The sequence below is a fragment of the Haladaptatus sp. CMAA 1909 genome (assembly GCF_043952005.1).
Classification (GTDB): domain Archaea; phylum Halobacteriota; class Halobacteria; order Halobacteriales; family Haladaptataceae; genus Haladaptatus.
The window spans coordinates 378,566-399,583 of sequence record NZ_JBIOAV010000001.1; the positions used below are offsets into that span (position 1 = coordinate 378,566).

The following is a 21,018-nucleotide window of genomic DNA, read 5'->3' on the forward strand; positions in this document are numbered from 1 at the left end:
GTGTTCCCCGCTTCCTTTTTGCCCGCCGTCTCGAACGTGTTCGTATGAGCGACCACCAACCGGACAGAAAGCAGTCCGGGTTCAAGGAAACGACGCGCGTGTCGGCCGCCCGCGACCGGTTGCGCGACATCGTCGACGGTCACGACCGAACCGATTCCGTCCCGCTCCTCGAAGCGGACGGTCGGGTCCTCGCGGAGTCGATCAGCGCGCCGCAAAACGTGCCCCACTACTCGCGGGCGGCGATGGACGGTTACGCGGTTCGGGCGCAGGACACCTTCGGGGCTAGCGGGCGATCGCCGGAAATCCTTCGAGAAGCGGAGGAGATAGTACCCGGCGCTGCGGTGCGGGTCCATACCGGCAGCGAACTCCCCGACGGAGCCGACGCCGTGGTGATGATGGAGGAAACCGACGAGTTCGGCGAGGAAGTCGAGGTGTTCGACGCCGTGGCCGAAGGCGAAAACGTCGCGCCGGTCGGCGACGACGTGGAAGTCGGCCAATCGCTGTACGAGGCCGGACACCGCCTCCGACCGTCCGACCTCGGCATGGTGAAATCCGCCGGTGTGAGCGAGGCCACGGTGTACGACCGGCCGCGCGTCGCCGTGATCCCGACCGGCGAGGAGTTGGTGCAGTCCGACCCGGAACCGGGAGAGGTCATCGAGACGAACGGCCTCACCGTCTCCCGCTTGGTCGAGCGTTGGGGCGGGAACGCGACCTATCACGACGTCGTGACCGACGACGAAGAGCGCCTCCGCGAGGCCATCGAGTCGACCCTCGACCACGACATCGTCGTCACGACCGGCGGGTCCTCCGTGGGGGAACGCGACCTGCTCCCCGAAGTCGTCTCCTCGCTGGGTGAGGTCGTCGTCCACGGCGTCGCGCTGAAACCGGGACATCCGGTCGCGCTCGCGGTCGTCGAGGGGACGCCGGTCCTGATGCTTCCCGGCTACCCCGTCGCCTGCATCGTCAACGCGATGCAGTTCCTCCGTCCCGCGCTGAAGTGGGTCGGCAACCTCCCCTTGGAGGACCTTCCGACCAAAAGCGCCCGACTCGGTCGCAAAATCCGAAGCGAACCCGGAATCCGGTCGTTCGTCCGGGTGACGCTGGATCGGACGGGGGCCGACCTCGTCGCAACCCCGACGCGTGCCAGCGGGGCCGGCGTCCTCTCCAGCGTCGCGCTGGCGGACGGATGGGTCGAGGTGCCCGAAGAACGCGAGGGGATTCCCGAAGGAGAGACGGTCGCGGTCGCGAACTGGGAGTGGTCGGCGTGATTTCAATCGGACAACCCGCGTCCGATAGCGTCCCGCTCACCGCGGGGGGATTCGCGTGACCGACCGAAAGGAGTTCCGCGACCTCGCCGAACCGGAGGACGCACACGAGGCGATCTCATCGCTCGACCTCACGCCGGAACCGGAGTCGGTATCGCTCACGGAGGCACGCGGACGCGTGCTGGCCGAGCGATTCGACGCGGACCGCGACGTGCCGGGATTCGACCGGGCGGCGATGGACGGCTTCGCGGTCAAAGCGCGGGACACCTTCGAGGCCGACGAGGCCGACCCCTCCGTCCTCGACCTCGTCGGGGAGGTTCACGCCGGGACGGAACCCGACGTGGAAGTGGGAGAGGGCGAAGCCGTCGAGATCTCCACCGGGGCCGTCATGCCGCCCGGCGCGGACGCGGTGGTGATGGTCGAACGGACTGACTACGTGGACCGCGACGACGGACCGGGCGTCGAAATCCGAACCGCCGTCACGCCCGGCGACCACACCATGTTGGCCGGAGCGGACATCGCTGCAGGCCAGCGGGCACTCGGTCCTGGAACGCGACTCACCGCCCGCGAAATCGGTCTGCTGTCGGCGCTCGGCGCGGACGAGGTTCCCGTCCGTGGCACCCCTCGCGTCGGTATCATCTCGACGGGCGACGAGTTGGTTCGCCCCGGAAACCCGCTCTCGGACGAAGCGGGGCAGATATACGACGTGAACAGCTACACGGTCGCCGCCGCCGTCGAGGAAGCCGGCGGCGAACCCGTCCTCTACCCCCACGCCGGCGACGACTACGACGAGATGGAGCGCCTGTTGTTGGAGGCGTCCGAGGAGTGCGACCTCGTCCTCTCCTCCGGTTCGACCAGCGCGAGCGCGGTGGACGTCATCTACCGCGTCATCGAATCGCGCGGCGAACTCCTCCTTCACGGCGTCGCGGTCAAACCCGGCAAACCGATGCTCGTCGGTCGGTTCCCCGACTCGGCCTACGTCGGTCTGCCGGGATACCCCGTCTCGGCGTTGACCATCTTCCGAACGTTCGTCGCGCCGGCCATCCGCGAGGCGGCCGGACTGCCCGACCCGACCACGGCGATCGTCGATGCCCGGATGGCCGTCGAGGAGCGCTACGGCGAGGGACGAATGCGACTCATGCCGACTGGCTTGGTCGAGGACGAACACGGGCACACGCTCGCCTACCCGGTGGACAAGGGGAGCGGAGCCACGACCAGCCTCGTGGAAGCCGACGGCGTCGTGACGGTGCATCCCGACACGGCGTACCTCGCCGAGGGCGAGGCGGTCACCGTGCAACTGTTCTCGCCGGAGGTCCGCCCGCCGTCCGTCCTCGGCGTCGGCGAGGACGACCCCGCCCTCTCCCGACTGCTCGATTCGCTCGACTCGCCGCGCTATCTCCCGTTCGGCAGTCGAGAGGGCCTGCGTCGCCTCCGAAGCGGCGTGCCGGATTTCGCGGTCGTCACCGGAGAGGCGGAACCGCGTTCCGCCGAAAGTGCGGGCGGAGAAGCCGCGAATGATGCGAAATCGCTGTCCGCCGACGCGGGCACCGAACTCGCATCCTTCTTCCGGGAATGGGGACTGGTCGTTCCCGCCGGAAATCCCGACGACATCGAGGGACTTTCCGACCTCGTGGACCGCGACCTTCGATTCGTCAACCGCGGGACGAACTCCGGCCTCCGAACCACGCTCGGGAACGCCGTCGCCGACCTCGCCGAGGAGCGCGGAACCACGCGCCGCGACCTCGTCGAATCGATATCCGGGTTCGACCTCACGGTGAAAGCCCACGAAAGCCCGGCCAGAAAGGTCGCGGCGGGGGTGGCGGACGCCGGACTCGGCCTGCGCTCGACCGCCGAAAAACTCGACCTCGGTTTCGTTCCGCTCGGCGAGGAGCGGGTCCGAATCCTCGCCAATCCGAATCGCGAGGAAAAAGAGGGCGTCGAGGAACTGGTCGCGGCGCTCGATTCGACGTTAGTCGGTGTTATCGAAGGTCTGCCGGGTGTTCGGCCATAGCTCGTCGAAGCTGTTCACGCGGTAATCTCCGAGGACGCACTGTTTCCGGCGGGTCGGGTCGTGGCGCTCGACGTGGACCGCGTCCAGTCCCGCGTTCCACGCCGCGCCGATGTCGCTCGAACCGTCTCCGGCGAGAACGCCGTGGTCCCCTTGCCCGACGCCGAGTTGCGCCATCGCGTGTTCGACCGGCGCGGGGTCCGGTTTCCAGCCCAGTTGCTCGTCACAGCAGACGACGGCGTCGAACCAGTCGCGGATGTCCAATCCGTCGAGCACCGGGTCGGTGAGGAACTGCTGGCAGTGTGTCACCAGTCCGACCGGGCAGTCGAGGTCGGCGACGAACGCGGCGTCGTCGTAGAGGAAAGTGTTTTCGGCGCGGACCTGCGGGTCCTCGATGGCGTGAAACGCCTCCCAGAACTCCACAGGGTCGAGTCCCCACTTCCGGAGTTGGGCGTCGCGCGACCCGCCGAGGCCGTGCCAGATGATTTCGGATTCGTAGTCGGTGAACTCGTAACCGAGTCGGTCACTCACCCGCCCGAACACCGAGCGGACGTAGGACGGGTCGATGTCGATGAGCGTCCCGTCCAGATCGAGCAGCCAAAAATCGTACTCACGGGCGACCATTGGGGTTCATACAGTAATGCTTCGTCAGCTATAAGTCTTCGTCTAGAGTCGAACGTTCGTCGCGTGAAAAAATTCCTCGTGTCGCGGCCGCCCATTCAGTCCGCCGAGGACTCCACTTCCCGTTCCGTCTCTTCCTCGGATTTCGACGGAGCCGGTTGGTCGTAGAGGTGGCAGGCGGCGGGATGTTCGCGATTCTGGAGCACCGGGTTTTGCCGCTCACAGATACTCGCAAAGCGGTCCGCCATCACGGCGATAGCGCCGTCCCGGTCGCCGGCGACGAACCGGTCGAACGATTCCGAAACGGTCGCGCGGTTTTCGCCCGCCAACTCCTCCTCGAACAACTCGTCCCACAACTCGGCTTCGAGCGCCTCGTCGTCCACCTCTTCGGGTTTCTTCTCCGCTCCGGCGGCCAACTCCCGAACGCCGTTCAGGGTGAGTTCTCCCGATTCGAGGCGTTCGCGGTAGTCCATCACTTCGCGGTACGCGGGTTGGGAAATCCGAATGTCGTCCGGCGGGATGACGTTCGGACACCGCGTCCTGAAATGGCACCCCGACGGTGGATTACGTGGCGACGGCACGTCGCCCGAGAGCGTGTGTACGTCGCGCTCCTGCTCGCTCGTATCGGCGCGCGGCACGCTCTCCAGCAGCGCCTTCGTGTAGGGATGCTGCGGGTCGGAGAATATCTCGTCCACCGGCCCGAGCTCGACGATTTCGCCGAGGTACATCACCGCCACGCGGTCGGAGATGTGGCGCACCACCGAGAGGTCGTGGGCGATGAACAGGTAGGTCAGCCCCAGTTCGCTCTGCAAGTCCTGCAGGAGGTTCAACACTTGCGCCTGCACGGACACGTCCAGCGCCGAGACGGGTTCGTCCAGCACGATGAACTCGGGTTCGAGCGCGAGCGCGCGGGCGATGCCGATACGCTGGCGCTGCCCGCCGGAGAACTCGTGTGGATAGCGGTCTATCTGTCCCGCGGACAGGCCGACGCGGTCCATGAGGCTTTGGGCGCGCTCGCGGCGCTCCTCACGCGACCCGACGCTGTGAACGTCGAGCGGTTCGCGGATGATTTCGCCCGCGGTCATCCGCGGGTCGAGGCTGGAAAACGGGTCCTGAAAGACGACTTGCGCCCGCTTTCTGAACTCCGTCAGGTCGTCCATGTCGTAGACGTTCCGGCCGTCGAAGACGACCTTCCCGTCCGTCGCATCGCGGAGGCTCAACAGGGTTTCCCCGGTCGTGGACTTGCCACACCCGGATTCGCCGACCAGTCCCAACGTCTCGCCCTCCTCGATGGCGAACGAGATGCCGTCGACCGCTTTCACGCTTTTCGGCTCGCGGCCGAGGATGCGGTCGGTCAGGGTGTTCTGTTCGAAGTAGTACTTCTGCAGTTCTTCGACGCGAACGAGGTGGTCGGTCATCGTTTCTCCTCCGTTTGAGCGTCCTCGAAGTAGTCCGCCGAGAGCGCACGTGCCTCGTCGTACTCGGTTTCGGCGAGGACACAGCGCGCTTCGTGTTCGATACTTCCGCCCGCATCGTGCATCGCCGGGTGGGAGAGACATTCCTCCATCGCCTTCGGACAGCGGTCGGCGAAGTAACAGCGGTTGCCCATCTCCGAATCCAACAGGTCGGGAACGTTCCCCTCGATGGGTTGCAGGCGCGGCGCGGGGTCTTCCAAGTCCGGAAGCGACCCGAGTAACCCTTGCGTGTACGGATGGACCGGCGTGTCGAACACGTCTTCGAGGGTGCCGTGTTCGACCAACTCACCGGCGTACATCACGCCGACTCGGTCACACATCCGCGCGACGACGCCGAGGTTGTGCGTGATGAGCATGATGCTCATGCCCGTCTCGTCCTGCAAGTCGCGCAGCAGGTCGAGGATTTGGGCCTGAATCGTCACGTCGAGCGCCGTCGTCGGTTCGTCCGCGATGAGCAGGTCCGGTTCCCCGGCGAGCGCTTGGGCGATCATCGCCCGCTGGAGCATCCCGCCCGAGAACTGGTGGGGGTACTCGTCGGCGCGCTCGGCCGGGTCGGGAATGCCGACTTGCTCCAGTAGTTCGATGGCTTTCGCGCGACTCGGTTCGCTGACGTAGCTTTGGGACGGGAAGATCGTCCCCGCGACGAGGTTCCCCAGTCCGTAGCCCTGCGTCCGCGAGCGCGTCGAACGCGGGTTGGAGTTCGCCCGCTGTTGAACCTCGACGGCTTCGGCTATCTGCTCGCCGACCGTTATCGACGGGTTCAGACTGCTCATCGGGTCTTGGAAGATCATGCTGAACGACGGGCCGCGCAGGGCGCGGCGTTCGCGCGTCGTCAACTGGCGGATGTCCACGAACTCGCCATCGACCGCTTCAGGACGGTCGTCTTCGACTTCTCCGGCGAGCGTGGCGTTGCGGTACCACACCTCGCCCGACGAGATTTTGCCCGGCGACTCCACGAGGTCGATGATGGAGAGCGCTGCGACGCTCTTTCCCGACCCGGACTCGCCGACCACGCCGAACACCTCCTCCTCCCGGACGTCGAAGCTGATGGACTCACAGGCGTTGACTTGCCCCTTCTCCGTGAAGAAGCGGGTCGAGAGGTCGCGCACGCGAAGCAGATCGCTCATACGCCACCCCCTTCGCCTTCGATGCCGGGGTCGAGCGCGTCGCGCAACCAATCACCGACGAGGTTGATGCCGATGACGGTGATGACGATTGCCAGCCCCGGAACCGTCGAAATCCACCACGACGTGGCGAGGTAGTCCTTCCCCTGTGCGATGTCGAATCCCCACGAGAGGTTCACCCCGGAGAATCCGAGGTACGAGAGCGAGCTTTCGAGGAGGATGATGGCCGCGATCTGAATCGTCGCGAGCACGATGATCGGCGTCACGCTGTTCGGCAGGATGTGCTTTCGAAGGATGAACGTGTCCCTCGCACCGACCGACCGGGAGGCTTTGACGTACTCCTCGCCGACCACCGTCAGGGCCTCGCCGCGCGAGACGCGCGCGAACCAGACCCAGTTCACGAGCGCGACGACGATGACGATAGTTCCCGGAATCCCTATTTTCCCGGGCATTCCCGACACGACGCCGCTGGCGACGAGCGGGTCGGGGATCCAGATGACCGACTGTTTGAACATGCCGACCAGCGCTATCGCTAACACCAGCGACGGGAACGCGAGCATGATGTCCGCGCTCCGCATCAGCGCGTCGTCGACGAGTTCGCCGTAGTATCCGGCGACCAGACCGACGGTCACGCCGATGAGCATCGCCAACAGCGTCCCGAAGAGTCCGACGAGGAGCGACGTCCTCGCGCCGTAAATCACCCGTGACAGCATGTCGCGCCCGAGTTGGTCGGTTCCGAGCGGATGTGACGGCTGGGCCTTCACGTACGTCGTGTTGTTCGTTATCTTGATCTCGCCATCGACCATCTCCGACCCCGTTTGCGTCGTCTTCTTGCTGAATCCCAACGGCGGCAGTTTCGAGTTGTCCAAATCCTGCCGGTTCGGGTTGTGCGGGGCTATCACCGGGGCGAACGCCGCGATGAGCACCACAGCTATGAGGACGACGATACCGATCTTCGCCAGCATGCTGTTTCGATACTCGCGCTTGAGGTTGCGAAGCGTGCGCGGGGAGAACCCCCGTCCGAGCGCCTTTCCGATGGCGTCCCGAATGTCGTCCATCATTCGTAGACCACCTGCGGGTTGATGTACGCGTACAGGAAGTCCACGAAGATGTTAACGAGGACGAACCCGGTCCCGATGACGATGAGCGACCCCTGAATCAGCGGCCAGTCGCGGGCGTTGATGGACGTGATGACCAGCGTTCCCAGTCCCGGCCACGCGAACACCGATTCGGTGATAACCGCGCCGCCGATGAGCGTTCCCAACTGCAGGCCGAGAACGGTGATGACGGGAATGAGGGTGTTTCGGAGCGCGTGTTTGTATCGCACCAGCGTCTCCGGGAGCCCTTTCGCTCGTGACGCACGGATGTACGTCTTCCCGAGTTCGTCGAGCATGCCGCTCCGCGTGAGCCGCGTGATGAGCGCGGTGAAGTACGTCCCCAGCGTTATCGCCGGGAGGAAGATGTGTTTCGCCCACGTCACGAGCCCGTTCATGCTTCCCTGCGATACCAGCATCTCCACCGCGGGAACGAATCCGATACCGCGGTGGCTCGTCGGGAACGGCCCCGCGACGGCGAGGAGCATTACAAGCATGATTCCGAGCCAGAAGTTCGGGGTGCTGATGCCCGCGAGCGAGAACGTCGTCGCGGCGTAATCCACCGGGTCGTGTCGTCGCGTCGCGCTGATGACGCCCAGCGGAATCGAGAGCACGATGGCGACGATGCTCGATGCGACGGCTAGCTCGACGGTCGCCGGAAGGCGGGCGAAGATGCGCGTGCTGGCCTGCGTTCCCGAGATGAACGAGTAGCCCATGTCTCCGTGGAGGAGGTTCCAGATGTACTCGCCGTACTGAACGTACAGCGGTTGGTTCAGGCCGAGTTCGACCGCAATTTGGCGTTTCAACTCCGGACTTGCATCCAAGGGGGCGATGACCGTAATCGGATTACCGGGCGTAACGAACCGAAGCAGAAACACCACGGTCACGACCCCCCAGATGACGAAGATCCCTTGAACGCTCCGGCGGAGCAGGAATCGTCCCATCGACATCTATGAACACCCCATCGATTGCAAACTCATCTACTTCGGAGAGATGGCGTATGCGTCGATGCGTTCGTCACGGCGGGCCGTCCACTTGAGGCGCTCGCTGACGCCGTACACGCTGTACTGCCGGTTGAGGTAGATCCACGGCGCTTGATCATGGAGGATCTTGTTTATCTCCTTGAGTTTCGAATTTCGTTTATCCCCGTCCGGCATGTTCTGTGCCTCCTTCATCAGCTTGTCAACCTTCTCGTTGCTGTAGGAGGTCAGCGCTCCGTCGGTGGTGAGGAGCGGGATGATGGTTTGGCTCGCGTCGAACGTCGCGTTACCCCAGCCGATGAGGTAAAAGTGCGGTCCGGTTTCGATGTCGCCGTCGGCCAACTCCCCAGCGAGCGAGTTGAAGTCACGCTGTTTCACCGAACAGTTGACGTTCTTGAGTTGGTTTATCTGCTGGGCCACCGCCTGTGCGATTTCCAAGTCCTTCAGATAGCGTCCGACGGGCGTGTGAAGGGTTATCGTCGCTCCCGCGTTGCCACTCTCCTCGACCAACGATTCGGCCTTCGATTTGTTCGTCTCGTACGGCTTGACGTTCGAGTTGTAGCCGGTGAACCCTTCCAAGGTTGGCTGACCGGTTTGATCTGCGAAACCAGATAGCACGTTCTTGACGATGCTCGGGAGGTCGATGGCGTAGTTCATCGCCTGCCTGAACTTCGGACTGTCGAAGGGCTTCACGTCGTAGCGCATCGCGTTGTAAATGATGCGCGTACTCGGAACCGCCGAGAGTCGGGATTTCGAGTTCCCCTTCACGCGTCCCGCGTCCTGCGGCGGGACGTTGACGATGATGTCCGTCTCGCCGTTGACGAGTTGGTTCACGCGCGTGCTGGACTCCTTCGCCGAGTTGAACGTGAGTTCCGAAACCGAGGCCGGTTCCTGCCAGTAGTCGTCGTTGCGTTCGAAGACGACCTTCACGTCCTCCGTGTAGTTCTTGAGCTTGAACGGGCCGGTCCCGTTCATGTTCTTCGCGATGTAGTTCTTGTCGTGGCTTTCGACCCACGACTTCTGCATGATGTCGCCGTAGGACGCGAAGAGGGCGAACACGATGGGGTTCACGCCGTCGGACGTGACTTCCACCGCGCCGTCCATGGCTTTCGCACCCTTCACACCCGAAAGCTGGTCGCTCTGGGGGCTTTTGAGTCCGCCGACGCCGGATTTCACGATACGGTTGATGCTGAAGGCGACGTCCTCCGCGGTCAAGGTATCGCCGCTGTGGAACTTCACTCCCTCGCGGATGGTGAATTTGACCGTCTTGTCGCCGTTCCGCTCGTACTTCGTCGCCAGTTGCTGGATGATCTTCCCTTCCGCGTCACGCGTGAGCAGGCCCTCGTACGCCTGGAGGACGACGTTGTCCGTGGTCGTCTCCCGGTGGTTTTGCGGGTCGAGCGTGGACGGCATCTGTCCTTGCGTGATGGTGACCGGGAAGTCTCCCGTCGGGGTTCCACCGTTTCCGTCGCCCTCGGTAGTCGACGTCTCACCGTCACCGGTTCCGTCGCCGTCTTGGTTCTGGTTGTTGCCCCCACCGCCGGTACAACCTGCGAGGGCGGCCGACGCCGCTGCGCCGCCTACAAACTTCAGATACGTGCGCCGATTTAGTCTTTCGTCGGGCATACCCTGACATGGCGGGTAATTCCATATATATCTGTGGTATTGGACAACACAACCCGTGTTCTATTCTATCGTAGGCTTTTCCACCGAATTCAACCGCAGATTTAAGTAATTCGACATTGAAGCCCGTAATATGGCCGTTAACGGCCGTCATCCCTCATTACGAGATCTGTTCGATGAGTCGCCAACCCCGCACATCGCGCACCCACCTCACACCCATCACCGTGATTTCTACGTCACGAGCGACGGATCGTTCGACAGGGACTCCGGTGCCGGTGGACTCGGCGTCATCATCGAGACACGCGACGGCAGGCGCGTCGCCCGTCTCTCCGTCCCCGACGGTGACGTTCCCGACAACAACGTGGCCGAGTACCGAGCGCTCCACCTCGGACTCGACGTACTGGCCGTCCGCGCGCCGAAAAACGCACGGGTCGGCGTGCTGGTAGACCACGATCAACTGGCCGCCAACGTCAACAACGCCGTCCTCGCCCACAACCGGACGGACTGCCGACCGCCGAAACCGTTCTCGGTTCCGCTCGCGGGCAAGCACCACTGGCGGGGCATCCGCGCCAGAATTGCCGGGTTCGGCGAACTCCGGGCCGCGCGGATTCGAAGCGAGCAGAATCCCGCGCATCCGCTGGCGAACGCACCGGACCAGTACGCCCACGTCAACCGCGAACCCGAGCGATGTCTCCTCCCCGACGCGCCGGGGTCGAGCGAGACGCAGATTCCGCCACCGTCACGCGCCGACAGGCACGCCCGCGGCTAACGCCCGCGTTTCGTCCCAGTTTTCCGAGCCGTCTTCGGGGCGGTTCGATAGCGGAATCAGTCACCCGACCGAGAGGTACGATACTCGACGGGACTTCGCCGCTCGATTTCGTTCAGTCGGTCGCTAGGATTACTCACGAATCGGGGAGATAGGGACAGCGAAACGACTACAATCCCCGTTTGAGTGGTTAATCCAAGGTGGCACGCGAATGGGAACGCGGATGACGAATTGGATCTCGCGGTACTGGAAGCGGAAGACGAATCGACCGGACTACAGGCAGGCGTACGTCAAACTCCCGCTGGACACCGACCTGCCCGCGTTGGCGTCCGAGTTCGAGCGCGTCTGCGAGGGCAGACTCGACCGGGTTCCACGCCGGGATTCGCTGGTCGTCGATACCGATTTCGTCCCCGACGGACGGTTCGACGCGGAGCGCTTCGCGGAGTTGGTCGCCGAATTGAAGGCGCGCGCCCCGCGGCAGTACATCCTTCACGATTCGACGAAGTGGCGACGACACGAGGGCGGCGTGGCGAAGATGCACACCGTCGTCCCGGTAAAGCGGTTGTACTCGGAGGACGAGGAGGAAAAAGAGATGACGGAGACGAGCGTCGGCTAAACCACCTTTCGTTCCCACTTTTTTACGCTCGGGTAACGCGAGAGCCGCAGGCTCTCACGTACCACTCGCGCAAAAAATCTGGACCGTCAAAGAAGAGCTCTGACGAGCCATTCGTTCACTCTCGATGGTCGTTCACGAAGAGACCAAAAAGTCGCTCGATCGGTTCACGGCTCCGTTCCGTCGCCGTTCACTTCGAGGCGCTCCGCGCCTCGCGTCGCTCGCGGTAATTACTCTTGTTGTGCGTCCACGACCGCAACGCCTGCCAAGTTCACGATGTCCTTGACCTCGTCGCCGCGCTGGAGGACGTGGACGGGTTTGTCCATGCCGACGAGCATCGGACCGATGGCCTCCGCACCGCCGAGACGCTGGAGGAGTTTGTAGCCGATGTTGCCCGATTCGAGGTTCGGGAAGACGAGCACGTTCGCGGGTTGGTCCAACTCCGAGAACTCGTAGGTGCCGTTCAGGATTTCCTCGACGACCGCCGTGTCGGCCTGCATCTCGCCGTCGACCGGGAAGTCCACGTCGGGGTCCTCGCGGAGCATCTTGGAGGCCTTGCGCGGCTTCTGCGTCCCCTCGTTGTCCACGCTCCCGAAGTTGGAGTACGAGAGGAGCGCGGCGCGCGGTTCGACGTTGAACCGCCGGGCGAGTTTGGCAGTCTGCTTGGTCACTTCGAACAGCACGTCCTCGTCGGGTGCCTGATTGACCGTCGCGTCGGCGCAGAAGACGACGCGGTTCTTGAACGTGAGCATGTACACGCCGGCGGCGTAGTTCACGTCCGGCGCGGTGCCGATGACTTGCAGCGGCGGGCGGAGCGCCGACGGATAGTGGTGGGTCAGTCCCGTCAGCATGGCGTCCGCGTCGCCCCGTTCGACCATCACGCTGCCGAAGTAGTTCGAGTCCTTCTCGATGAGTTCGCCCGCCTCGCTGCGAGTGATGCCCTTCCGGCCGCGGAGTTCGTAGAGTCGGTCGGCGTACTCCTCGTTGTCGCCGTTCTCCGGGTCCACGATGTTGGGGTCGAAATCGAGGCCGAGATCGTCCACGTTCGCCCCGATATCCTCGCGGTCGCCGATGAGGACGGGGTCCGCGATGCCCTCCTCGCGCATCTGGTACGCCGCGCGAATCATTTTTCTGTCCGTTCCCTCCGCGAGGGCGACGCGCTTGGGGTCGCTCTTCGCCTTGTTCAGGACGACGCGCATCATCTCGCGGGATTTGCCGAGGCGCGCTTCGAGCGTCTCGACGTACTCCTTCGGGTCGAGTTCGCTTCGGGCCACGCCGGTTTCCATCGCCGCCTCCGCGACGGCGGGCGCGACTTCGAACAGCACGCGCGGGTCGAGCGGTTTCGGGATGATGTAGTCCGCGCCGAACTGGAGCGGTTGGTCGCCGTAGGCTTTGACGACGGCGTCCGGCACGTCCTTCTTGGCGAGTTTCGCCAACGCGCGTGCGGCGGCCACCTTCATGCTCTCGTTGATGTCGCTCGCGCGAACGTCGAGCGCGCCGCGGAAGATAAACGGAAAGCCGAGGACGTTGTTGACCATGTTTGGGTAGTCCGAACGCCCGGTCGCCACGATGACCGTGTCGTCGCGGGCCTCCTTGGCGTCCTCGTAGTCGATTTCGGGGTCGGGGTTCGCCATGGCGAAGATGATGGGGTTCGCGGCCATCGACCGCACCATGTTCTGACTGACGATGCCGCCGACGGAGAGGCCGACGAACACGTCCGCCCCCTCCATCGCGGTTTCGAGGTCGCCTTCCGGCACGTCGCGGGCGAACTCGGTCTTGAACTCGTTGACCTCTCCGTTTCGCACGCGGTTTTCGGTGATGATTCCCGAGGAGTCACACATCAGGATGTTCTCCTTTCGTGCGCCGAGCGAAACGTAGAAGCGAGCGCTGGCGATGGCGCTCGCGCCGGCGCCGGAGAAGACGATTTTCAGGTCGCTCAGGTCCTTGTCGGTTATCTCCGCGGCGTTGAGGAGTGCGGCCCCGCTGATGATGGCAGTGCCGTGTTGGTCGTCGTGGAAGACGGGGATATCCATCTCCTCGCGCAGGCGCTCCTCGATTTCGAAGCACTCCGGCGCTTTGATGTCCTCGAGGTTGACGCCGCCGAAGGTGGGTTCCATCGCGCTCACGGTCCGAATGATGTCGTCCGGGTCCTGCTGATCGAGTTCGATGTCGAACACGTCGATGTCGGCGAACCGCTTGAAGAGGACGCCTTTCCCCTCCATCACGGGCTTCGACGCCTGCGCGCCGATGTCCCCGAGACCGAGAACGGCGCTGCCGTTCGAAACGACGGCGACGAGGTTCCCTTTCGCGGTGTACGAGTACGCCTTGCCGGCGTCCTCGGCGATTTCGTTACAGGGGACAGCGACGCCCGGGGAGTAAGCGAGACTCAAATCACGCTGCGTATTCGTCGGTTTCGTCGTCGAAATCTCTATCTTCCCCGGTGGGTCGCTCCGGTGGTAGTCGAGTGAATCCTCGTCGAGTCCCATGCCGGGTACGTTTTCGCCCGCCTGTAAAAAGGTATCCCAATGCGTCGAATTTGCCTTCGACGTCCGTCGAAATTAAAGTTCGAGAACGGCCGGCCGCGGAAGCGCGCCCTCGTAGTCGAACGCCATCACGGATTCCGTCGGCCAGTTTCCGGTCTCCGTGAGGATTTCCATTTCGTTTTCCCCAATGAGAACGGTGTCCTCGATCTTTGCACCCTGCACGGTCGGGTTCCACGCGTACGCCATCGGCAGTCGAATTTCGTCATCCGTCGTTGGCGTGGCTATCCATTCCCGCCCGGCGTACCCCGCCGCGCCGCCCTGATGGTGGTGCTTCCATTCGCCCTCGTATCCGACGTGTTCGTAGGTCGCTCGAATCGCCTCGAACACGTCCTTGGCACGCCCGTCGAACGCCGCTATCTGCTGCGTCGCCGCGAGCGCCGTGGTCTCCACGATCGCCGCGGCCCGATGTCGCTCCGCGAGCCAATCCGGCGCGTCGAACGCGACGGTTCGCGTACAACTCGCGTGCAGTCCGTCCCGCTCCGCGGTCACGGAGACGTGCGCGTAATCGCCCAGTTTTGCCTCGGTCGGTGTGTAGTGGCGGTACTTCTGCGCTCGCTCGCTCCCGCCGACGAGCGCCACGGGCGTCTCGATGCCGCGTGCGGAGAGCGCACCGCGGACCGCCGACGCGATCTCCCGTTCCGTGTCGTCCGATTCCAACTCCCGACAGATGGCTTCGACCGCGGCGGCCGTCTCCGCACCCAGTTCCCGGTAGTCGTCCGCATCCTCGTCGGTGAGCGGTTCCCGGAGCGGCGAGGCGTCCACCGACTCGAATCCCGGCACGTCGAAGTCCGCCGCGGCGGGCGTCGTCGCGTGCTCCGCGACGGCCTCGCCGAGCGACGATTCGTACCACGGATACTCCTCGACCGACACGTCGTCGGGGAGTTCCTCCTCGCGGAGGCGACCCGCCTCGATGGAATCCGTGACCACGCGAAGCGTATCGCCGTCGTAGCCGACTGCCGCGACTCCCACGTCGCCCTCGCGGTCCACGACGTTGTTCCCGCCCGTGAGCCACGCGAACGAGTTCGGGCGTGCGAACCAGACTGATTCGAGGTCGCGATCTGCAAGCAGGCCATCGAGGCGGTCTCGTTTCGTCATACGCGACGTATGGTGACCGCACCCCATTAAACGCGTGCTTGGGATCCGTTCGTGGTTGTCGCTTCGCTCGGGACATTATACCTCCACAAAACTTATTACTTACATACAAAAATGTTCGGAAGCCGACCCGATTTCGCCCGCGGTGGTGTCCTCTCCGCCCCGTGGTCCCCGCTGAAAGCTTCCGCCCTTTCCTCGTCGAAACGACGTTCCGATGGACGGTTCTTCTCCCGCTCCCAGTTCGCGGGAAAGTCGGACAGACCTAAGTAGGCCGCTTTCCAACTCCCGTGAAAGGGGATTACTGTGATAGGAGACGACCAACCCGAGGTGTGTAACTGATGGGGTCTCGATTTCGACGCTTCGCCGCGTTCACGACGGCACTGACGTTCATCCTCATCCTGCTCGGCGTGTACACCGCCGCGATGGGTGCGGGACTTTCGTGTGGTCAGGACTGGCCGTTCTGTCGTGGGGGCGTCCTTCCGCAAACCATTCCGGATTTCATCGAGTGGTTCCACCGACTCGTCGCCATGGTGACCGGATTCTTCATCCTCGGAACCACCATCGGCGCGTGGAAGTACTACGACAGCACGCGAATCCGCGCCGCGACGACCCTCGCGCTGGTCGTCCTGCCGGTGCAGGTGCTGCTGGGCGGCGCGACCGTCCTCATCTACGGTCCGCTCGTGCAAACGGCCCACCACGCCGCCGCGATGGTGATATTCTCGTCGCTCCTCGCGGCGACGCTGTGGGCGTACGAGGAACCGCACCGGGCGACGGCCCCCGCCGCGGATTCGCCCGGCGGCTATCCGTCGGACGACTGACGGCGGCGAACTACCGACGACCCAACGGCAAACCACCAACGAACCGCCGACGAACGACCAACGAACCGTCGGCAAACGACCAAGGGTTCGCGGAAGAACGACCAACGGACCGTCGCGAAAATTTTTACCGAAATCCAGTCAACAACCGATAGTAGCCTTCTATAGGCTGTTTGACTATGTAGGGATGGGGGAGAACCACAATGCACAGACGGACCTTTCTCAGGGGAACCGGCGGAGCTGTCGCTGGGCTGACCTTCGCGGGTAACGTGAGCGCACAGAACGGCGGCACCATCAGAATCGGTTCCGACATTCCGTATCGCCCGTTCGAATACAGAACCACGACCGGCCAACTCGTCGGCTTCGACGTCGACATCGCGAAGGCGATTTTCGAGGGTCAACTCGGGAGGAACTACGAGTTCGTTCAAACGAGCTTCGACACCATCATCCCGAGCTTGAACAACGGGAACTTCCGGGTCATCATGAGCGCGATGACCATCACGCCGGAGCGAGCGAAACAGGTCGATTTCTCGGACCCGTACTTCACGGCGTATCAGACCGTCCTCGTCCTGAAAAACGGCGGTATCACGAAGCTACAGGACTTGAAGGGCCAGACGGTCGCCGTCCAGAAGGGAACGACGGGTGAGGCCGCCGCCCAACAGCTGAAAAAGCAGTTCGGAGGCGACCTGACCATCGACAGCTACGACCAGATTCCCGACGCCTTCTCGGCGCTGGGGAACAATCAAGCCGCGGCCGTCATCAACGACAACACGGTCAACGCGGCCTTCGCGCAGCAGAACGATCAAGTGACGTTCCTGAAGGGGAAGGGGGCCGCGGAGAGGCAGGGAAAGGAGAACGCACCGCCCTATCTCACGCTCACCGTCGAGGATTACGGCATCGCCTTCCGCAAGAACGATAACCAACTCAGAAAGCAGGTCAACGACGCGCTCTCGACCATCCGACAGAACGGGACGTACGACGAACTGTACAACAAATACTTCCAGACGCCAGGGGGCACGACCAGCGGCTAAGCGCCGCAGGAGTCCCTCATGGCAGAGACCTACACCGAACGGGGTATCGAACGTCCAGCGGACGGCGAGGAGGGTTGGCTGACGGACCGACGGGTTCGATGGCTCGGAATCGTCATCGCGGGCGCGTTCACGCTCGGCGTCCTGTTCTTCCTGCTGCTGATTCTGACGCAGTTCGTCGATTACCAGTTGCTCGTGACGATTCTGCCGCAGTTCGTCGACGCGCTGATCCTCGTCCTGCAGATAATCGTCATTTCCTCCGTCCTCTCGCTCATCTTCGGCGTGATGGTCGGGTTGGGACGCGTCTCCCAGACGGGATTCACGCAGCGAATCGCAACGCTGTACGTCGAGTTCTTCCGCGGAACGCCGCTGTTGTTCCAGTTGTTCGTCGTCTACCTCGGGGTACCGGCGCTCTGGACGAACAGCACGTTTCCGCTCGAGAACTGGAGTTTCGCCGCGGCCATCATCGGATTGACGCTGAACCACACCGCATACATCGGCGAGGCGGTCAAGGGCGGCATCAACTCCGTGTCCGGCGGGCAGTCCGAGGCGGCGCGGTCGCTCGGCATGTCGTACATCGACTCGATGCGCTACGTCATCCTGCCACAGGCGTGGCGGAACGCGCTCGCGGCCATCGGCAACGACCTCATCATCCTCGTCAAGGACACCTCGTTGCTGACCGTACTGGCGATCCCGGAACTCATCAGCGTCTTCCGGAACGTGAACAGCGCGACGTTCGACGCGTGGACGCCCATCGTCGTGGTGTCCGTCGCATACCTCGTCATCACGGTGCCGCTCGGCAAACTCGTCAGAACCATGGAATCGCGGTCAATGTGGGGGACGGAACGATGAGCGTTCCCGGGGACGAGGAGGGAACTCTGGGCGACCCCGACCGTGAGAGCGTCCCCGGCGTTCCCGAAGTCGAGTACGAGTCGGTTGACAAATACTTCGGCGAGACGCACGTCCTGAAGGACGTTTCGCTCTCGGTGGACGACGGCGAGGTGGTCGTCATCATCGGGCCGAGCGGGAGCGGCAAATCCACCCTGTTGCGGTGTACGAACCGCTTGGAGGAGATACAGGACGGCGACATCCGAATCGAGGGCGAGTCGATAACGGACCCCGAGGTGGACGTGAATCACCTGCGCCAGCACATCGGCATGGTGTTCCAGAGCTTCAACCTCTTCCCGCACAAGACCGCGCTGGAGAACGTCGCGCTCGGGCCGCAGGTCGTCAAGGGATTCGAGGAGGAGGAAGCGAGGAAGTGGGCGACGGCGATGCTGGACCGTGTGGGTCTCTCGGACCAAGCCGAGAAGTATCCGAACCAGCTTTCGGGCGGGCAACAACAGCGCGTCGCCATCGCCCGCGCGCTGGCGATGGACCCGAGCGTCATGCTCTTCGACGAGGTGACGAGCGCGCTCGACCCCGAACTCGTCGGCGAGGTGCTCGAAGTGATGGGCAATCTCGCCGAGGAGGGGATGACGATGCTCGTCGTCACGCACGAGATGGGATTCGCCCGCGAGGTTGGCGACAGGGTCATCCTCATGTCGGAGGGACGAATCGTGGAGTCGGGGCGGCCCACCGACTTCTTCGCTCACCCGGAGACCGACCGCGCTAAACGGTTCCTCGAACGCGTCCACTGACGGGTATTCGATATCGCTCGTGACCCGGCGACGACTCGCGGGGGATTTGCTTCGCTATTTTGAAAGGGGTCTCGTCGATTCCGAGGGCGAACGCTCGCGTTAGTCGGCCAACGATTTTCGGTAGAGAAGCAACTCGATGGACCCGCCGAACGCGTCGAGTTCGACGCGTCGCTCGTACTCGAAGCCGTTCCCCTCGTACAACCGCTGTGCGGGGTCCACCCGCATCCGTTTGAGCTCCACGACGGGAGCGACCGTCGTCTCGTGAAGTTCGGCCATCGCCTCCGATACGGGCCGTATCGCGCCCATCGCCACGATTCTCCCGTCCACCTCACCGACGAGGAACTCGCCGTTCGAGAGGTACTCCTCCTCGATTCGTTCCAGATCCCTGTCGGGGAAGTTCTCGTCGTACGCCCCCTCCTGCCGCATCACGTCCTCGTGAAGTTCCCGTACTCGCTCGTCGTCCGACGGTTCGTATCGACGGATGGTGAGCCCGCTCATCACGTTGTTCTGCGGGTTCTTCGGTCATAACGATGCTCGGTCCCGTCGAATTTCCCCGCCTTCCAGTCGCGGGTCTGTCGCGCAACCGCCCAAAATTCATTTGTTCGACTGCTCGGGAACAAGGGTATGGATACGATTCATGCCGGAGTCTGGTCGGTGGTTCCGGCGCTGGTCGCCATCAGCCTCGCGTGGTATTCGCGCGACGCGATAATCGGTCTCTTCTGCGGTATCGCCAGCGCCGGCGTGGTCTACGGGGCGATAAAGCCCGCCTCCGCCGGCGTTCCGGGAAGTATGGTCGGCAGCACCGCGGGCACGGTTCTCGGCGCCGTGTTCGGCCTGAAGCACGTCCCGACGATAATCGCCACCGCGCCGCTCTTTTCGGACCCGTGGTACGTCGAAAACGTCCTGCTCGCCATCTTCGCCATCGGCGGGATGATAGGACTGATGATTCGCTCCGGGGCGCTTCGCGGGGTTCTCGAAGCGCTCACCGCACGAACCGACTCCGCGGCGGACGCCGAGAAGGCGGCGTTCCTCGCGGGCATCATCATCCACATCGACGACTACTTCAACTGCCTGGTGGTCGGGTCGATGATGCGCCCGCTGACGGACAAGTACGACGTCTCGCGGGCGAAGTTGGCCTACTACGTCGATTCGGCGGGCAGTCCCGCCGCCCGCCTCGCGTTCTACTCGACGTGGGGCGCGGCGCTCATCGGCTTCATTGGCAAGGCGCTCGTGCAGGCCCAAAAGCAGGACAAACTCCCGGACGGGATGAGCCAGTACGTCGCCGGGCAGGGCGACAGCGCCCACGCGGTGACGAACCAGATATGGCCACTCTTCTTCAACAGCATCTTCTTCGGCTTCTACTCGTGGGTCGCGCTCATCCTCGCCGCGCTGGTCGCGTGGCAGGTCGTTCCCAACATCATGGGCATGGGCCGCGAGGAGTCGCGGGCGCGGAACGGCGGCGGCGTCGTCGCCGACGACCACGACCCGATGATATCCCGCGAGATGGACGAGTACGAGATGGCCGAGACGGCCACCCCCGACTGGCGCAACTTCGCGGTTCCCATCGCCACGATGATTCTCGTCGGCGTCGGCGCGATGTTCTGGCGGAGCAGTCCCGTCCTCACCGCGCCGTCGATGACCACGCTGTTCTCCGTCGGCGGCTATCGGCTCATGCTCCCGAACGGCGGAAAGTGGGCGTTCAACATCGGTGGGGTAAGCCTCGGCCTCGCGGCTTTCTCCGCGTTGGTCGTCGCGTTCGTCCTGTACCGCGCGAAGGGAGACATCCCGAGCAACAAGGACGCGACGGAGGCGATGACGCGCGGATTCAAGGGCATCCTGCTCGCCGCCGTCATCCTCATGTTCGCCAGTTCCATCCAGAACGCCGTGACCATCCTCGACATCTCCTCGTTCGTCACGAACAACTTCTCCGGCGTGCCGCCGGAGTTCGTCCCCGTCTCGCTGTTCCTCATCACCAGCATGGTGAGTTTCTCGGACGGCAGTTCGTGGTCCACCTACGGCATCATGTTCCCCATCGCGATGCCCATCGCCTTCACCACCGGCGCGAACCTCCCGCTCGTCATGGGTGCGGTGTTCAGCGGCGGCATCTTCGGCGACCACAGTTCGCCAATCAGCGACACCACCGTTTTGGCGTCGTCGACCAGCGGGAGCGACCACCTCGTCCACGTCAGAACGCAGATACCCTACGCGGTCATCTGTGCCGCCATCGCGGCGACGTTGTTCTTCCTCCTCGGGTTCTTCCTCCCGCAGGGCTTCCGTATCTTCCCGTACTGACCTCGGTTGGTCCAAGGAAAATTTTGGGAAGTTTGATAA

General features: G+C 63.6%; 18 protein-coding genes. 9 read left to right on the top strand and 9 right to left on the bottom strand.

Annotated features, from left to right (window positions below; translation table 11 throughout):
• Positions 1 to 44: 44 nt before the first annotated feature.
• Together glp and ACGYLY_RS02110 are read left to right on the top strand one after the other, a co-directional pair.
• Complete coding sequence (gene glp / locus ACGYLY_RS02105) at positions 45 to 1,268, top strand: gephyrin-like molybdotransferase Glp (protein WP_395283867.1); 1,224 nt, start codon at positions 45 to 47, stop codon at positions 1,266 to 1,268.
• A 55-nt stretch (positions 1,269 to 1,323) separates the two neighbouring features.
• A complete protein-coding gene (locus tag ACGYLY_RS02110) occupies positions 1,324 to 3,276 on the top strand; it encodes a molybdopterin biosynthesis protein (RefSeq protein WP_395283868.1) in 1,953 nt (650 codons plus the stop codon).
• Here ACGYLY_RS02110 and ACGYLY_RS02115 read toward each other — a convergent pair.
• The 6 genes from ACGYLY_RS02115 to ACGYLY_RS02140 form a co-directional block, all read right to left on the bottom strand.
• Positions 3,235 to 3,897, bottom strand: a complete 663-nt coding sequence (locus tag ACGYLY_RS02115) for an HAD family hydrolase (RefSeq protein WP_395283869.1) — start codon at positions 3,895 to 3,897, stop codon at positions 3,235 to 3,237. The two genes, ACGYLY_RS02110 and ACGYLY_RS02115, sit on opposite strands and share 42 nt — an antisense overlap.
• 95 nt (positions 3,898 to 3,992) lie before the next feature.
• Positions 3,993 to 5,312: an ABC transporter ATP-binding protein gene (locus ACGYLY_RS02120; protein WP_395291131.1), complete on the bottom strand. Its 1,320-nt coding sequence runs from the start codon at positions 5,310 to 5,312 to the stop codon at positions 3,993 to 3,995.
• Positions 5,309 to 6,496, bottom strand: a complete 1,188-nt coding sequence (locus ACGYLY_RS02125) for an ABC transporter ATP-binding protein (RefSeq protein ID WP_395283195.1) — start codon at positions 6,494 to 6,496, stop codon at positions 5,309 to 5,311. The genes ACGYLY_RS02120 and ACGYLY_RS02125 overlap by 4 nt, the downstream gene beginning before the upstream one ends.
• Positions 6,493 to 7,551, bottom strand: coding sequence for an ABC transporter permease (locus tag ACGYLY_RS02130; protein WP_395284171.1), 1,059 nt, complete (start codon positions 7,549 to 7,551; stop codon positions 6,493 to 6,495). The genes ACGYLY_RS02125 and ACGYLY_RS02130 overlap by 4 nt, the downstream gene beginning before the upstream one ends.
• Positions 7,551 to 8,537 (bottom strand): ABC transporter permease, encoded by a 987-nt coding sequence (locus tag ACGYLY_RS02135; protein WP_231185109.1) that lies wholly within the window; start codon positions 8,535 to 8,537, stop codon positions 7,551 to 7,553. The genes ACGYLY_RS02130 and ACGYLY_RS02135 overlap by 1 nt, the downstream gene beginning before the upstream one ends.
• A 30-nt stretch (positions 8,538 to 8,567) precedes the next feature.
• Positions 8,568 to 10,193, bottom strand: coding sequence for an ABC transporter substrate-binding protein (locus ACGYLY_RS02140; RefSeq protein ID WP_395283194.1), 1,626 nt, complete (start codon positions 10,191 to 10,193; stop codon positions 8,568 to 8,570).
• Positions 10,194 to 10,323: 130 nt separating this feature from the next.
• Here ACGYLY_RS02140 and ACGYLY_RS02145 point away from each other — a divergent pair, with 130 nt between their 5' ends.
• Both ACGYLY_RS02145 and ACGYLY_RS02150 read left to right on the top strand, forming a co-directional pair.
• Positions 10,324 to 10,959: a reverse transcriptase-like protein gene (locus ACGYLY_RS02145; protein ID WP_231185107.1), complete on the top strand. Its 636-nt coding sequence runs from the start codon at positions 10,324 to 10,326 to the stop codon at positions 10,957 to 10,959.
• 220 nt (positions 10,960 to 11,179) lie between these two features.
• Entirely contained in the window at positions 11,180 to 11,572 is a 393-nt protein-coding gene (locus ACGYLY_RS02150) for a hypothetical protein (RefSeq protein WP_395291132.1), read from the top strand.
• 227 nt (positions 11,573 to 11,799) lie between these two features.
• On the opposite strand, the gene ACGYLY_RS02155 is transcribed toward ACGYLY_RS02150, so the two are convergent.
• Both ACGYLY_RS02155 and ACGYLY_RS02160 read right to left on the bottom strand, forming a co-directional pair.
• Positions 11,800 to 14,055 (bottom strand): NADP-dependent malic enzyme, encoded by a 2,256-nt coding sequence (locus ACGYLY_RS02155; RefSeq protein WP_395283192.1) that lies wholly within the window; start codon positions 14,053 to 14,055, stop codon positions 11,800 to 11,802.
• A gap of 72 nt (positions 14,056 to 14,127) precedes the next feature.
• Positions 14,128 to 15,207, bottom strand: coding sequence for a M24 family metallopeptidase (locus ACGYLY_RS02160; RefSeq protein WP_395283191.1), 1,080 nt, complete (start codon positions 15,205 to 15,207; stop codon positions 14,128 to 14,130).
• A gap of 335 nt (positions 15,208 to 15,542) precedes the next feature.
• Here ACGYLY_RS02160 and ACGYLY_RS02165 point away from each other — a divergent pair, with 335 nt between their 5' ends.
• The 4 genes from ACGYLY_RS02165 to ACGYLY_RS02180 all read left to right on the top strand — a co-directional run bounded on the left by ACGYLY_RS02165 (position 15,543) and on the right by ACGYLY_RS02180 (position 18,687).
• Positions 15,543 to 16,022, top strand: coding sequence for a COX15/CtaA family protein (locus ACGYLY_RS02165; protein ID WP_231185103.1), 480 nt, complete (start codon positions 15,543 to 15,545; stop codon positions 16,020 to 16,022).
• Between the two features lie 200 nt (positions 16,023 to 16,222).
• Complete coding sequence (locus ACGYLY_RS02170; protein WP_395283190.1) at positions 16,223 to 17,050, top strand: basic amino acid ABC transporter substrate-binding protein; 828 nt, start codon at positions 16,223 to 16,225, stop codon at positions 17,048 to 17,050.
• A gap of 18 nt (positions 17,051 to 17,068) precedes the next feature.
• Positions 17,069 to 17,899 (top strand): amino acid ABC transporter permease, encoded by an 831-nt coding sequence (locus tag ACGYLY_RS02175; protein ID WP_395283189.1) that lies wholly within the window; start codon positions 17,069 to 17,071, stop codon positions 17,897 to 17,899.
• Positions 17,881 to 18,687 carry an amino acid ABC transporter ATP-binding protein gene (locus ACGYLY_RS02180; RefSeq protein ID WP_395283188.1) on the top strand — a complete coding sequence of 269 codons (807 nt, stop codon included), beginning with the start codon at positions 17,881 to 17,883 and terminating at the stop codon, positions 18,685 to 18,687. Before ACGYLY_RS02175 ends, ACGYLY_RS02180 begins: the two co-directional genes overlap by 19 nt.
• Before the next feature lie 99 nt (positions 18,688 to 18,786).
• On the opposite strand, the gene ACGYLY_RS02185 is transcribed toward ACGYLY_RS02180, so the two are convergent.
• Positions 18,787 to 19,185, bottom strand: a complete 399-nt coding sequence (locus ACGYLY_RS02185) for a GNAT family N-acetyltransferase (RefSeq protein ID WP_395283187.1) — start codon at positions 19,183 to 19,185, stop codon at positions 18,787 to 18,789.
• Positions 19,186 to 19,311: 126 nt separating this feature from the next.
• On the opposite strand from ACGYLY_RS02185, the gene ACGYLY_RS02190 reads away from it, so the two are divergent.
• The gene (locus tag ACGYLY_RS02190; RefSeq protein WP_395283186.1) at positions 19,312 to 20,979 is read left to right on the top strand and encodes a Na+/H+ antiporter NhaC family protein; all 1,668 of its coding nucleotides are present in this window, start codon (positions 19,312 to 19,314) and stop codon (positions 20,977 to 20,979) included.
• The last annotated feature ends 39 nt before the right edge of the window (positions 20,980 to 21,018 follow it).